The organism is Myxococcus faecalis, assembly GCF_050039385.1.
GTDB lineage: Bacteria > Myxococcota > Myxococcia > Myxococcales > Myxococcaceae > Myxococcus > Myxococcus fulvus.
This window is the reverse complement of sequence record NZ_CP144336.1, coordinates 8,205,802-8,218,722: the sequence shown is the minus strand read 5'-3', so window position 1 is coordinate 8,218,722 and position 12,921 is coordinate 8,205,802. Positions and strand designations below refer to the sequence as shown.

Genomic DNA, 12,921 nt, shown 5'->3' with positions numbered 1-12,921 from the left:
ACGTCAAAGCGAGCCTCCGGTTTCAAAAATCCAGGCTCCTCGTACCACACTTCGCGCCCCCTCCCCGGTGGCGCCCCAGTCACAGGCCGCCCCTCGCGCCTGTTTCACGGATTGAAAGAATCTGACGCGACGAGGGGTGTCGATGACACCCTGAGCGATTCCACCCCTACAGAACCTGGACCTGGTCCGCGCCAGCCCCCACCAGCCCGCGCGCGCCCAGGGCCCGGACCTCGAAGGAGCTGAGCGCGGGACCCGATGGCGGCTGCGCCCCCTTCTTCCATCAACGCTGGAGATAGACGCCCGCGGACAGCCCCTGCTTGACGTTGCGGCTCACCTCGTCGGCGAGCACCTCGTCCTGGCCGGCCTCGATGGCATCCAGCGTCTGGCGCACCACGTCCGCGGGGCTCGACTTCGGCGCGGTGACCTTGTGGGCCATGTCCGTGTCCATGTACCCGACATGCAGGGCCACCACCTGCGTCTTCTGCGCGGCCAGTTCCTTGCGAAGCCCGTTGGTCAGCGCCCACGCGGCGGCCTTCGAGGCGCTGTAGCTGGCCGACCCCGGGAAGGCCACCCAGCTGAGCACCGAGAGCACGTTGAGGATGGCACCACCGCCGTTCCTCGCCAGCACGGGCGCGAAGGCGCTGCTCGTCGCCAGCGGGCCCAGGTAGTTCGTCTCCAGCTCGGCCCGAGCGGCGGCCAGCGCGTCCTGCCCCAGCAGGCTCGTGCCCTTCAGGATGCCCGCGTTGTTGATGAGCAGCGACACGTCGCCCGCCTCGCGGACCAGCGCCTCCAGTTGTTCGGGCCGGGTGACGTCCAGGCGGACCGGGATGACGCCCGGGATGTCCACGCTCGAAGGCTCCCGCGCCGCCGCGTACACCTTGCGAGCCCCCCGCTCCAACAGCGCCTGCGCGAACGCACGCCCCAACCCACGATTGGCGCCAGTAACCAGGGCAACCGCATTCTTCATCTGCATGACCCGACTCCCGTGTGACGAGAACCCTTCGACCACCATATGATGATCATAATATGGCGGCCCATGGCTTTCACGGCAAAGCGCAGCCCCGGGCGAGCGCCCACGGGGAGGGCCGCGCCTGCGTGTCGGGTCATCACGGCTGAACGACGAAAAAGAGAGCCCCCTCGCGGAGGCTCTCCGAGCACACCCGGGAAGGGCGCGCCTCGACTCAGTGCGTCTCGACGTAGATCTGGTCCAGCGTCGGGCTGAGGCCCTGGTTCTGGACATACAGACGCGCGCCGGGCCAGGCGCAGTTCAGGCTCGTGGGATAGACCTGATTCGGCGCCAGGAGGATGGAGATGTTGTTGCCGCCGCAGTACGCGTTGAAGCGCGTGGACCGCGTCGAGGACATGTTCCGCACATAGAACGGCGTCACACCGAACAGCCAGGTCGAGAAGTCACGCGTCTGCCCCCCCGCGATGAACGCGCTCTCCACGGCCTGCGTCGTTTCTCCCATCTGCGCGTCCTGGGCAGCCTCTTCCGGCGTGTACTCCCCACCGCAGCCGACCACCAGCAGAGACACCACTCCCACGACTCCCAGAGTCTTGCACAGCGTCATGACTTCCCCCTCATAGTGAGTTGCCTCCTGGGTTGGAGGCGGGCTCTGTGTATAAGTACTTGCACGCAGTGTAAATGGTGTATTCGCGACACCGCGTGAGTCTATTTCGAGGGGGATGATTGCCATTGCCCGTGCTGTGACATGACGGGTTACGGTCGGGTGCGGGGCGACCCGGGCGCCGCCCGATGTCTGTGAATACGCTCCGGGCCCGGCATCAGGCCCGGAGCACGGTGCTCACTCCGGAGGTCCGCGCCTCGGCGGAGGCTCGTGCTTCATGCGCTCGTATTCCTCGTCCGTGAAGACGCGGCTTCGTGTGAGGAAGCGGACGCCCAGCGGGGACTCGACGCTGAAGCCCGCGCCCCGCCCCGGCACCACGTCCAGCGTCAGGTGGGTGTGCTGCCAGAGCTCGAACTGCGCGCCGCCGATGTAGACGGGGCAGCCCTCGACCTCTCCCAGGAAGACGTCCCGCTGACCGATGCGGAACTCCTTGAGCGGGTAGCACATGGGCGCGCTGCCGTCGCAGCAGCCGCCGGACTGGTGGAACATCAGCGGCCCATGCGTGGCACGCAGGGAGCGGATGACCGCGGCGGCCTCGGGCGTCACCGCCACCCGGGCCACCGTGGAGTCCGCCTGCCCACCCGCGCCGGGCCCGGCACGGGTGTCACTCATCAGAAGAACCCCATCGCCTTCGGGCTGTAGCTGACGAGCAGGTTCTTGGTCTGCTGGTAGTGGTCCAGCATCTTGCGGTGCGTCTCCCGGCCGATGCCCGACTGCTTGTAGCCGCCGAACGCCGCGTGCGCCGGGTACAGGTGGTAGCAGTTGGTCCACACGCGCCCCGCCTCGATGGTGCGCCCCGCGCGGTAGGCCGTGTTCGTGTCGCGCGTCCACACGCCCGCGCCCAGGCCGTACAGCGTGTCGTTGGCGATGCGCATCGCGTCGTCGAAGTCCTTGAACGTGGTGACGCTCACCACCGGTCCGAAGATCTCCTCCTGGAAGACGCGCATCTTGTTGTGGCCCTGGAACACCGTGGGCGCCACGTAGTAGCCGTCCTTGAGGTCGCCGGGCAGGCTCACGCGCTCGCCGCCGGTGAGCACCTTGGCGCCCTCCTTCTTGCCGATGTCGATGTAGCCGAGGATCTTCTCCAGCTGGTCGTTCGACGCCTGCGCGCCCAGCTTCGTGTCGGTGTCCAGCGGGTTGCCCGGGCGAACCTTCTTCACGCGCTCCAGCGCGCGCTCGATGAACTGCGAGTAGATCTTCTCGCCCACCAGCGCGCGCGACGGGCACGTGCAGACCTCGCCCTGGTTCAGCGCGAACATGGAGAAGCCCTCCATCGCCTTGTCCAGGAAGTCGTCGTCGTGCGCCATCACGTCGTCGAAGAAGATGTTCGGGCTCTTGCCGCCCAGCTCCAGCGTCACCGGGATGAGGTTCTCGCTCGCGTACTGGAGGATGAGCCGGCCCGTCGTCGTCTCACCCGTGAAGGCCACCTTGGCCACGCGGGGGCTGCTGGCCAGCGGCTTGCCCGCCTCGATGCCGAAGCCGTTGACGACGTTGAAGACGCCCTCGGGCAGGAGGTCCTGGATGAGCTCGGTGAGCACCAGGATGCCCACGGGCGTCTGCTCCGCGGGCTTGAGCACCACGCAGTTGCCCGCCGCCAGCGCCGGCGCCACCTTCCACGCCGCCATCAGGATGGGGAAGTTCCAGGGGATGATCTGCCCCACCACGCCCAGGGGCTCGTGGAAGTGGTAGGCCACCGTGTCGTGGTCCAGCTCGCCCACCGTGCCCTCCTGCGCGCGGATGCAGCCGGCGAAGTAGCGGAAGTGGTCGATGGCCAGCGGCAGGTCCGCGGCGAGCGTCTCGCGGACCGGCTTGCCGTTGTCCCAGGACTCCGCCACCGCGAGCATTTCCAGGTTCTGCTCCATCCGGTCGGCGATCTTCAGCAGGATGTTGGCGCGCGCCGTGGGCGACGTGCGGCCCCAGGACACCCGCGCCGCGTGCGCGGCGTCCAGCGCCAGCTCGATGTCCTCCGCGGTGGAGCGGGCGACCTCACAGAAGACCTGGCCCGTCACGGGCGTGATGTTCTCGAAATACTGGCCACGCTTCGGCTCGACCCACCGACCGCCGATGAAGTTCTGGTAGCGGGACTTGAACTTCACCTTCGAGCCGGGCTGGTTGGGGGCGGCGTAGATCATGGACGCTCTCCTTGCGGGTGGGGCTGCGGGTGGAAGCGCTCCGCCCCAGAGCAGCACCCGTGCCACTCACCCGCACCGCCGACGTCGCGCCGCGTCGTGTCCCGCGATGCGACACTCCCCGCGGACACACGTGGCGCATCCCGCGACAGTGTCGCGCGCAGGGTGTCCCACGCCTCGCTGGAATGTTCTGAAGTGGCTGTGAGCGGCAGGCCCGTCGGGCGTCAAGATGTGCGGTGGATGACCGCGACCGTGGCGCTCATGAGCGTGGCGGCAGCACCAGTCCGAAGCGCTCCACCATGCGGTAGAGCGTGCTGCGGGCAATCCCGAGCAGCCGAGCCGCGCGCGCCACGTTCCCACCGCTGCGCGACAAGGCCTCGAGGATGGCGTTCGCCTCCACCTCGCGAAGCCCCGTGGGGCCTGCGGGCTCGGCGCGTGAAGCCGCGAAGGGCTCGGCTCCCGGCACACGCCCTGGCGCGGAGCGCGATGCGTGCCGAGGCTCGCCCTGCATCGGCGTCGCGGGAGCATGCCCCGGCTCGGTGCGCGATGCGAAGCCAGGCTCGTCCTGGCGGGGCGACATCGGCGCCCGCACCGCCTCGGAGCGCGATGCGAAGCCAGGCTCGTCCTGGCGGGGCGACCTCGGTGCCCGCACCGCCTCGGAGCACGATGCGAAGCCAGGCTCGTCCTGGCGGGGCGACATCGGCGCCCGCACCACCTCGGAGCGCGCTGTGAAGTCAGACTCGCCATGGCGTGGCGACGTCGACGCCCACCCTGCATCGGAGCGCGATTCGAAGCCATGCGCGACATCCATCGGCGACGCGGGAGCGAATCCCAGCGCTGAGCGCGATGCGGGCCCGGCCTCCACGGGCACGGGCGCGCGCCCCAGCTCCGGCGGCAACGCGGCCACATCGATGACGGGCGAGCCATCCGCGCGGACCAGCGCCAGGCGCAACACCGTCTTCAGCTCCCGCACGTTCCCCGGCCACCGGTGCGCGCACAGCCTCGCGAGCGCCGCCGCGGACAACGTGCTCGGAGGATGGCCTCCCTCGCTCGCGAGCTGACGCAGCAGCACCTGCGCCAGCTCCGGCAGGTCCTCCCGCTCGCGCAGCGGAGGCAAGCGCAGGAGCGCCCCCTGGAGCCGGTAGTACAGGTCCTGCCGGAACGCTCCCGAGCGCACCGCCGCCTCCAGGTCCCGACACGTCGCGCAGACAAGCCGGAAGCGCGAGTGCCTCACGCGCGACTCCCCGACGCGCGAGTACCCACCGTCCTCCAGCACGCGCAGCAACATCACCTGCAGCGCCGCGGGCATCTCCGCCAGCTCATCCAGGAACAACGTCCCGCCATCCGCCGCCGCCAGCTTCCCCTCCGCGCCTTGCGAGCGCGCCCCCGTGAACGCGCCGGGAGCATGGCCGAACAGCTCGCTCTCCAGCAGCGCGGCGGACAGGGCGCCACAGTTGACCGCCACGAACGGCCCGGAGGCCACCGCGCTCGCCGCATGCACCGCGCGCGCGAGCAGCTCCTTGCCCGTGCCCGTCTCCGACAGCAACAACACCGGCACCGACGTGGGCGCGAACCGGGCCGCCTCTCGCAGCGTCGCGCGATGCGCGGCGTCGCTGCCCTTCAACTCGGACCAGACATCCTTCTCGAAGCGGGCATCCACGGAGGCCCGAGTCGTCCGCGCCTGCGCCCGCGTCAGTCGGGGCTCCAGCCGCACCAGCACCGCGAGCGCCGACTCCCCATCCCCCTCCCCCACCGCCTCCGGATGCACGCGCCAGCTCGCGCCCGTGTCACGGTGGCTCGCCTCCAGGACCTGCCCGCGCAGCGCCGCGTCCTTCAACGTCCGCCACGACAGCCCGAGCACCCGCCCCGGTGACACCTCCTCGGAAGACGACTCCACGCCGAACAGCGCGCGCGCCGCCCCATTGAGCCGCCGCACCCGCCCCGGTGACTCGACGAGCAGCACCGGCCCATCCTCGCGAGCCAGCCGCGCCTCCAGCCCACCGCGCGCCGCCGCCGCCACCCGCGCCCAGGCGACCTCGCGCAGCCGCGCCTCCGCCGAGTGCGCGATGCTCGCCACGGCCACCAGCACCAGCGGGTCCGCGCCACCCGCCGGGCCCGTGACGTCCAGCACGCCGAGCACCTCGCCGAACGGGTCTCTCACCGGCGCCGCGTAGCAGACGAGCCCATGGTGCCGCTGCGCATAGTGCGCCGGTCCCACCACGGCCACCGCCGAGGACTCCGCCAGCGCCGTGCCGATGGCGTTCGTTCCGCGGGACACCTCGTCCCAGCAGGCCCCCGCCACCAGGCGCACGTAGTCCGCATGGCCCGCGAAGTCTCCGCCCGAGCTGCGCGTGGCGAGGATGACGCCTTCCCGGTCCGCCAGCAGCGCCACCCGCCCCGAGGGCAGCGGCGCGGCGGCGAGCACGTCCAGCATGTCCCGGACCTCGTGCCACACCGGCTCCAGCCGGGCCCGCCGCTCCACGAGCGCGAGTCCCCCGACGCTGGGTCCCTCGTCCGGCAGCCCCGTACTCGGGGCCCCGAGCGCCCGGGAGCGCTGCCAGCGGGAGAGGATGGGGGGCGGCTCCGGAACAGCGACCCCGTCCTCGTCGAGCGCCCCGACGAGGAACTGCTCCCACAGGTGCGCCGAGGCGCTGAGCGTGAGCGTTCCCATGGGGCTGATTATTCGGTCATGCCCCACACCGTCGGCAACCCATGACCTTCCCGAAGTCGCGCTCGCGAACCGACGCGGTGCGGCGTCCGGGAAGGCCTGGGTCCCCGCCACCCGACCTAGTTGTCGGTGGCGTCCTCGATCTTGTCGCCCGCCTCCTCGGCGGCGTCCTTGACCGCGTCGCCCGCGTCCTCGGCGGCGTCCTCGGTCTTCTCCGCGGCGCGCTCGGCATCGTTCTTCGCGCTCTCACGCGTGTTGCGGTGGCATCCCACGCCGAACGTCATGGCACCCAGCACCGCGACCAGAAGCAGCTTCTGCACCGTCGTCTCCTATCGTGACGACACCGGGACGTCCGCCCCGGCGTCGAATGGTGCGCGGGAAGCTAGTCACGACCCGCCGGCTGCCAAGTGCTCACTGCCAACCCTTCGCGTCAGAAGGTGCAGTACCCGTTCGGCGCGCACGTCCCCTGGAGCCCCTCGCAGACGCAGTTCCAGTCCCCGGCGCAGCGCATGCCAGGGCACACCTGGGGCGTGGGCCCACCTCCGCCTCCACCGCCGCCCGGGTCCGGGTACGTGTACACGCAGTAGTTGTTCTCGCAGACCGCCGTGAGGGCCTCGGGGCAGTTCCACGCGCAAATCCAGTCGTCGCCGCAGCGGGCGCGCCCGCACGTGAGCAGCGAGGCCCCGGTCTCCTCGTCACAAGCCAGGGCCTGCTCCTCGGCAGGTTCGGCCCCCGCGACGAAGGCGAAGGACAACAACAGGGCGACGACCCACGGATACGACGCGCGACGAGAGGACATGCTCGGCTCCTTCGGTTGAACCTCGTTCGACGACGACAGCACGGGCTTCAGGGCGTGGCGCCCACCACCGGCTCGGCGCCGGCGAGCCACCGGGCGACGGCCTCCGCATCCAGGGACTCCATCTCATCGGGCCGCTGTGACCTCGAGCAGCGCACGCCCCCATCGCTCTTGAGCGCCAGCGGATCTCTCGCGAACACCATGAACCCGGTCTCACCGCCGGGCTCCATGCGCGACACCACGTAGTGGTTCTCCGAGGGCGCGCGCGTCTCCGGGTCCTGGAGCAGATACCTGGGAATGTCCGCGAGGGGCGTCCCCGCCTCCAGCCGCGCCACCGCCGCGTGGCACAGGCCCCGCGAGTTCCACGCGCTCTCCATCCTCCAGCGCGGCCAGTTGCTGCGCACCAGGGCCTCGCGTCCCGCCATCAACCAGCCCACGTGGTGGCCGATGCCCACCGACGCCATCGTCGCGCCGAAGAACAGCACCAGGAGCAGCAGCAGCGACACGCTCCAGCGCACGCGCCACGCGCTTGCCTCCGGCTGGAGCTGACGCCACAGCCACCGCAGGAACAGGTGCGAGCCCACCGCGAGAATCCCCGCCACGAGCAGCGCCTCGCCGATGGCGCCCCACCGGAACGTCACCGACGGGCCCACGCTCTTGAGGAAGTCCAGCCACCCGAAGGCGAGCAGGAAGGGCACCTGCAGCACCCAGGACTGACCGATGAAGAGGAAGAACACCATCGTCAGGAGGAAGGTCCCCAGCAGCACCTTCTTGAGCGGCCTCATGGCGCACCTCCCAGCACCAGCGCGCGGTGGATGTCCCCGATGGGCATCCGTCGGATGTCGCCATCCGTGAAGAGCACCCAGCGCTCCTTGCCGAACAGGCCCGGCTCGTACGCCAGCGGCGCGGAGGGCGCGTCCGCCTTCTGTCCTCCCACGTAGATGAAGTGCAGCCCGGAGTCCCCCAGCACCTTCCAGCGCGCGGCCGGCAGCTCCGTGCCCAGGTCGTTCAGCGGGAAGGCGCCGCCATTCGCCTGGGCATGCGCCCACAGCGCCGTGCGCAGCTCCTCCAGTCGCTGGCGTCGAGCCTGTGACACCAGCTCCGTGTCGGCGGGGAGCTTCGCCGGCGTGAGCTGGTACGTGGCGCCCGTCTTCTCCCAGGCCCCCGGCGTCATCAGCTCGCGTCCGCCGGCAATCATCGACAGGACGAGCTGGAGGGCCAGCCCCACCAGGAACACCAGCGCGAGCGCCGCGCCGTAGCCGAGCCTCGGCAGCCGGGGCACGTCGCGCCTCAGCCGGTTCCACAGCGCCCACACGCCCGCGGACACCAGCAGGAAGACGGCGATGAAGAAGGAGATGGCCTCCAGCCGCTGCTCGGCGAGCTCCGTGAGCAGGAAGTTCGGCATGCCGGCCAGGGCCACCGAGGGGCTCAGCGCGGACAGGAGGGCAAGGAGTCTCGGGCGCACGGCCGCCAGTCTGCCCCGCCTGCCCGGCCGGAATCCAACCAGGGGGCGGAGCCATTGCAGCGTCCGGCGCCCGGGGCATCACCCACGAGGCTCACCGCGTTGAACCCAAGGGCACACGCGAGACGGGGTGACATCCACCCACGGGAGGGGCTGGCGATGCGGACATGGAAACCATCCTGGCGCTGGCTGCGCGCGGGCGGCGCGGGCGCGCTGCTGGCCATGGTCGGCTGCGCGACGGGGAGCGAGCAGTTCGGTCCGCAGGTGAAGGGCAGCTCCACCACGCTGAGCAGCAGCGTGTCCATCTACCGCGACCTGCTGTCCCCCTACGGCGACTGGTTCGAGCTCCCCGAGGTGGGCTGGGTCTGGAAGCCGTACGAAGAGCAGGTCGGCCGCGACTTCGTGCCCTACGCCAGCTTCGGACAGTGGCGCCTGAGCGACTGGGGCTGGACGTTCGACACCGACTTGGAGTGGGGCTGGGCGGCCTTCCACTACGGCCGCTGGTTCGTGACGCCCGCGCACGGCTGGGTGTGGTGGCCCGACGACGAGTGGGCGCCCTCCTGGGTGGACTGGCGCTGGGGAGACGGCCACATCGGCTGGCAGCCCCAACCCGTGCCCGGGCAGCAGGTCAGGCGCCCGTGGACCTTCGTGGCGTCGAGCGACTTCGTGAGCCCCGACGTCAGCCGCTTCCTGGTGCCGCCGGACCAGGAGTCCACGCTCGTGAGCAAGACACAGCCCGTGGGCGAGCGGGTGATGGGGCGCACGGGGCAGTGGAACGCGGGGCCCACCGGCGAGGAGGTCGCGCAGGTGCTCGGCGAGCCCGTGCCGCGCACCGGGCCGCTCGCGCCGCCCACGGGCCAACCTCCGCTCACCGGCTCCTCCGCGTCACGCTGACGCGAGGGGGCCGGACACGTGCTCCCGCGTCGCGACGGGCGCGATGGCCGGCCTCCACGCGTCGCGGTAGCGCACCATCCGCCCCAGCGCCGGGTCCCACAGGTTCAGCCGCAGGCAGCCGAGGATGTCGCGCGGGCTCAGCGTGGTGACGTGGGGCGCCTGCAGCTCGGGGATGGCGGCCATCGCCTCCGGCAGCCGGTAGAACGGGATGCGCGGGTTGAGGTGGTGCACGTGGTGGTAGCCGATGTTGCCGGTGAACCACGCCATCACCTTGCCGCAGCGCAGGTAGCTGGAGGCCTCCAGCGCCGCGTCCGCGTGCGTCCAGTCGGACTCCGGCAGCAGGTTCACCTGGTCGAAGTTGTGCTGCGAATAGAACAGGTACGTGCCCAGCGCGTACGCGAGCACCAGCGGCACCAGGAAGGCGAGCAGGTACATCGCCGGCCCGAAGAAGACGCACAGGGCCACCGACAGCGCGAGGTGGACGAAGAGCGCCAGCCCCGACGTCCAGTAGCGCTTCGGGTCCTTCACGAAGGGCACCAGGCACAGGCTGTAGAGGAACGCCGTGAAGTAGCCCAGGAGGATGGTCACCGGGTGGCGCTCCACGCGGTAGCCCAGCCGCTGCCAGCCGGAGGCCTGACGCCACTGCTCGGTGGTCCACGTGACGAAGGTGCCCGCGGAGTCCGCGGCGATGCGCGCCGTGTTCGCGTGGTGGTGGTTGTGCGTGTCGTTCCAGATGCGCGCGGGCGTGAGCGTCAGGATGCCCTGCACGTGGAACAGCACCTTCGCCCACTTCGACGTCGGCAAGAGCGCGCCGTGCATCGCGTCGTGGAAGAGGATGAACGCGCGGATGAGGACGAGCGCCTCCAGCACCGCGCCCACCACCTTGAGGGGCCACCAGGGCGCGGCCACCGCCAGCGTCACCGCCGCCGCGAGCGCGGCATAGGTGGCCACCACGTTCCATCCCGAGCGCGCCACGTCCTGCGTGGCGAAGGGACGGGTCCTTGCGATGAGCTCCTTGCTCGAGAGCGGCGCGGCGCGGTCCATGGACGAAGGGCTCCTGACAGGGGTGTGGCCGGCGCGAACACGCCGGAGTCGATGAGCCTGCTTGTCTCATCGCCATGTCACGCGTGAGTCAGCCCGCGACGCATGCGCTCGCCGGACGGCCATGACGCAGTGCCTCTTTCATTCCCGCCGGGGTGTGGACTCGCGCACGGTGTCAGCGCCCCCGCGCGCCCGAGGGGCGGCCACCCGCCAGGCCTGGGGCCGGAGCGGGGCCTGGCTTCCTGGTGGGTTCGGGTAGAATCAGCAACCGCTGCCTGTTAGGTCCAGACGTACGCCAAGGAGCAGCCGTGTTCCGATTCGAGTCCGACCGGGACCTCATCGAGTCCTTCCGCCCCAGAGACCTCCGCGTCATGGAGATGCCGCCGGGCCTCTCCTTCCCCCTGTTCGTCCGCGACTACCTGGCCTGGACCGAGACGTCCGGCCTGCGCGTGTACCTCATCTTCTCCGCGCCCGGCAGCCGGCAGCCCATCGGCATCATCTTCCGACGCGACTCGATGGGCGGGGAGAACGTCACCCGCATGTGCGAGTGGTGCCACCACTCCGGCGCGTCGAGCGAGGTGACCCTGCTCACCACCGACGTGAACAACAAGCGCCGGGTGGGCATCAGCCTGTGCGCGGACCTCCAGTGCAAGGAGCGCCTGGAGGACGCGGCCGACCGCGCCGGCCGGCACGCGCTCGAGGCGCTGGAGCAGCTGCGCGCCCGGATGTTCCGCTTCGCGAACGAGGCGCTCGGCATCGAGCTCGAGCCCGCCGCCTGACGTCCCCCGCTACCCCGCGGAGGCGCTCGCGCGCTGGACCTGGGGCACACCCGGCAACATGGGCGCCGGGTTGAGGGCCTGGACCAGCAGCGCCCGCAGCGCCTCGCCCAAATCGTCCACCACGCTCAGCGCGCCGGCCGGAGAGCCCTGGAGACTCTGGGGCACGTCCAGCCCCACGACGACGACGGGCATGCGCGCCTCCCACGCCAGGTAGTGCGCCAGGCCCACTGCGGGCTCGGACACGTCCAGGAGCAGCGCGCCCACGGCGCCCGCGCTGAAGGGCCGCCACAGGGGCCGCGCGGCCTCGGCGGGAGGCAGCACGCAGAAGTCCAGCCGCAGCACCTCGCTGAGCACCAGCCGCCCCAGCGTGCCGAAGCCGCTCTTCACCGCGGTGGGCTCCGCGGACAGGGCCTCCAGCCCCGGCACGCGCGCCATGATTCGCCGCGCCGCCGCCGCGCCGCTGCCGCACACGAAGATCTTGGCGGTGGCCACCTTCGCCGGCGCCTTGGTGCGCAGGATGCGGCCGCGCAGCGCGTGCACCTCGGCGGCGCCCAAGAGCTCGCCCGCGTTCGCGTCCGTGCCCGCCGCGTCCGCCAGCTTCGCCACGCCCCGCTGCATCAGCGTGGACAGCACACCCAGCACTTCCAGGTCCGTGGCGGGCGCCAGGTCCAGCACCTCGCCCAGGGCCCGGGGCTGGCGCAGCAGGTCCACCACCTGCGCCGTCACCGGGTGCTGGTCCTGCTGCAGCGCCAGGTCCGGCGCGAGCATCAGCCGCGTGTGACGCGGAGGCAGGCCCGGCAAGAGCCGGTTCACCTCGTCCGACTGGCGCATGCCCTCCAGCAGCGCGTCGTCCATGGCGCGGTTGATGCGCGCCTTCGCGGCGTTCGCGCCCGGCGAGAAGGTGAAGGTGCCGTCGCCCCAGGCCAGCAGGCGGAACAGGGCCTTCTCCCCTTCCACGCGGCCCAGCTTCGAGTTGACGGGGCGGCCCTCCACCACGTGGATCTCCCCGCGCTCGTTGCCGCGCTCCAGCGACAGCTTGCCGCTGCGCCGGTTCATGCCGAGCAGCTGCATCAGGTCCGGGATGCTCAGCTGGCTGAGCGAGCCTTCGATCTCCTGCTGCTCGACCTTGAGGTCCTTGGCCGCCTCGTTGCGCCGGAAGATGTGCTCGATGCGGCTGAGCACCTCGTCCAGGTTGAAGGGCTTGCGCAGGTAGCCGTCGCGCAGGCCGCGGTAGCGGTCGCCGTCGAAGCTGGACGTGGTGAGGACGACGGGGATGTCCTCGGTGCGCGGGTTGGTGCGAAGAATCTGGATGAAGGTGCGCGCCTCCAGCAGCCGACAGTGCTCGTCGAACAGCGTGAGGTCCGGGTGGCGCAGCACCGCCACCTCCAGCGCCCGCGAGCCATCCGGCGCGTAGTGCACCTGATAGCCCTTGGTGCGCAGCGCGCGGGACAGCGCGCGCACGGACTCGAGGTCGGGGTCGGCGATGAGGATCTTGCGCACCTGGGCCACGACGACGCTCCGCTT

The 12,921-nt window shown here is 70.9% G+C and carries 13 protein-coding genes; 2 read left to right on the top strand and 11 right to left on the bottom strand.

The window, feature by feature from the left end:
- Positions 1-280: 280 nt before the first annotated feature.
- The 9 genes from VZQ01_RS33170 to VZQ01_RS33130 form a co-directional block, all read right to left on the bottom strand.
- A complete protein-coding gene (locus tag VZQ01_RS33170; RefSeq protein ID WP_267700178.1) occupies positions 281-973 on the bottom strand; it encodes an SDR family oxidoreductase in 693 nt (230 codons plus the stop codon).
- A gap of 208 nt (positions 974-1,181) precedes the next feature.
- Positions 1,182-1,538: a hypothetical protein gene (locus VZQ01_RS33165; protein WP_223745579.1), complete on the bottom strand. Its 357-nt coding sequence runs from the start codon at positions 1,536-1,538 to the stop codon at positions 1,182-1,184.
- Between the two features lie 267 nt (positions 1,539-1,805).
- A complete protein-coding gene (locus tag VZQ01_RS33160; RefSeq protein WP_223745578.1) occupies positions 1,806-2,240 on the bottom strand; it encodes a DUF779 domain-containing protein in 435 nt (144 codons plus the stop codon).
- Positions 2,240-3,760, bottom strand: coding sequence for an aldehyde dehydrogenase (gene adh / locus VZQ01_RS33155; RefSeq protein ID WP_223784027.1), 1,521 nt, complete (start codon positions 3,758-3,760; stop codon positions 2,240-2,242). The genes VZQ01_RS33160 and adh overlap by 1 nt, the downstream gene beginning before the upstream one ends.
- 256 nt (positions 3,761-4,016) lie before the next feature.
- Entirely contained in the window at positions 4,017-6,428 is a 2,412-nt protein-coding gene (locus VZQ01_RS33150) for a sigma-54-dependent Fis family transcriptional regulator (RefSeq protein ID WP_426745643.1), read from the bottom strand.
- 116 nt (positions 6,429-6,544) lie between these two features.
- A complete protein-coding gene (locus VZQ01_RS33145; RefSeq protein WP_046715108.1) occupies positions 6,545-6,745 on the bottom strand; it encodes a hypothetical protein in 201 nt (66 codons plus the stop codon).
- 110 nt (positions 6,746-6,855) lie between these two features.
- The gene (locus VZQ01_RS33140; protein ID WP_426745642.1) at positions 6,856-7,224 is read right to left on the bottom strand and encodes a hypothetical protein; all 369 of its coding nucleotides are present in this window, start codon (positions 7,222-7,224) and stop codon (positions 6,856-6,858) included.
- A gap of 47 nt (positions 7,225-7,271) precedes the next feature.
- Complete coding sequence (locus VZQ01_RS33135) at positions 7,272-8,006, bottom strand: hypothetical protein (RefSeq protein WP_426745641.1); 735 nt, start codon at positions 8,004-8,006, stop codon at positions 7,272-7,274.
- The gene (locus VZQ01_RS33130) at positions 8,003-8,686 is read right to left on the bottom strand and encodes a hypothetical protein (protein ID WP_426745640.1); all 684 of its coding nucleotides are present in this window, start codon (positions 8,684-8,686) and stop codon (positions 8,003-8,005) included. Before VZQ01_RS33130 ends, VZQ01_RS33135 begins: the two co-directional genes overlap by 4 nt.
- A 156-nt stretch (positions 8,687-8,842) precedes the next feature.
- On the opposite strand from VZQ01_RS33130, the gene VZQ01_RS33125 reads away from it, so the two are divergent.
- Entirely contained in the window at positions 8,843-9,577 is a 735-nt protein-coding gene (locus tag VZQ01_RS33125) for a DUF6600 domain-containing protein (protein ID WP_426745639.1), read from the top strand.
- Here the strand turns inward: VZQ01_RS33125 and VZQ01_RS33120 are convergent.
- Positions 9,569-10,621 (bottom strand): fatty acid desaturase family protein, encoded by a 1,053-nt coding sequence (locus VZQ01_RS33120; protein WP_426745638.1) that lies wholly within the window; start codon positions 10,619-10,621, stop codon positions 9,569-9,571. The two genes, VZQ01_RS33125 and VZQ01_RS33120, sit on opposite strands and share 9 nt — an antisense overlap.
- A gap of 305 nt (positions 10,622-10,926) precedes the next feature.
- Here VZQ01_RS33120 and VZQ01_RS33115 point away from each other — a divergent pair, with 305 nt between their 5' ends.
- Positions 10,927-11,397 carry an FBP domain-containing protein gene (locus VZQ01_RS33115; RefSeq protein ID WP_223784020.1) on the top strand — a complete coding sequence of 157 codons (471 nt, stop codon included), beginning with the start codon at positions 10,927-10,929 and terminating at the stop codon, positions 11,395-11,397.
- Positions 11,398-11,406: 9 nt separating this feature from the next.
- Here the strand turns inward: VZQ01_RS33115 and VZQ01_RS33110 are convergent, their stop codons facing one another.
- A complete protein-coding gene (locus tag VZQ01_RS33110; protein ID WP_223745570.1) occupies positions 11,407-12,906 on the bottom strand; it encodes a DUF4388 domain-containing protein in 1,500 nt (499 codons plus the stop codon).
- Between the last annotated feature and the right edge of the window lie 15 nt (positions 12,907-12,921).

Coding starts and splice junctions, on each gene's coding strand:
- VZQ01_RS33140 (WP_426745642.1), bottom strand. CDS start 7,224: ATGTCCTCTCGTCGCGCGTCGTATCCGTGGGTCGTCGCCCTGTTGTTG.
- VZQ01_RS33135 (WP_426745641.1), bottom strand. CDS start 8,006: ATGAGGCCGCTCAAGAAGGTGCTGCTGGGGACCTTCCTCCTGACGATG.
- VZQ01_RS33170 (WP_267700178.1), bottom strand. CDS start 973: ATGCAGATGAAGAATGCGGTTGCCCTGGTTACTGGCGCCAATCGTGGG.
- VZQ01_RS33120 (WP_426745638.1), bottom strand. CDS start 10,621: ATGGACCGCGCCGCGCCGCTCTCGAGCAAGGAGCTCATCGCAAGGACC.
- VZQ01_RS33160 (WP_223745578.1), bottom strand. CDS start 2,240: ATGAGTGACACCCGTGCCGGGCCCGGCGCGGGTGGGCAGGCGGACTCC.
- VZQ01_RS33150 (WP_426745643.1), bottom strand. CDS start 6,428: ATGGGAACGCTCACGCTCAGCGCCTCGGCGCACCTGTGGGAGCAGTTC.
- VZQ01_RS33125 (WP_426745639.1), top strand. CDS start 8,843: ATGCGGACATGGAAACCATCCTGGCGCTGGCTGCGCGCGGGCGGCGCG.
- adh (WP_223784027.1), bottom strand. CDS start 3,760: ATGATCTACGCCGCCCCCAACCAGCCCGGCTCGAAGGTGAAGTTCAAG.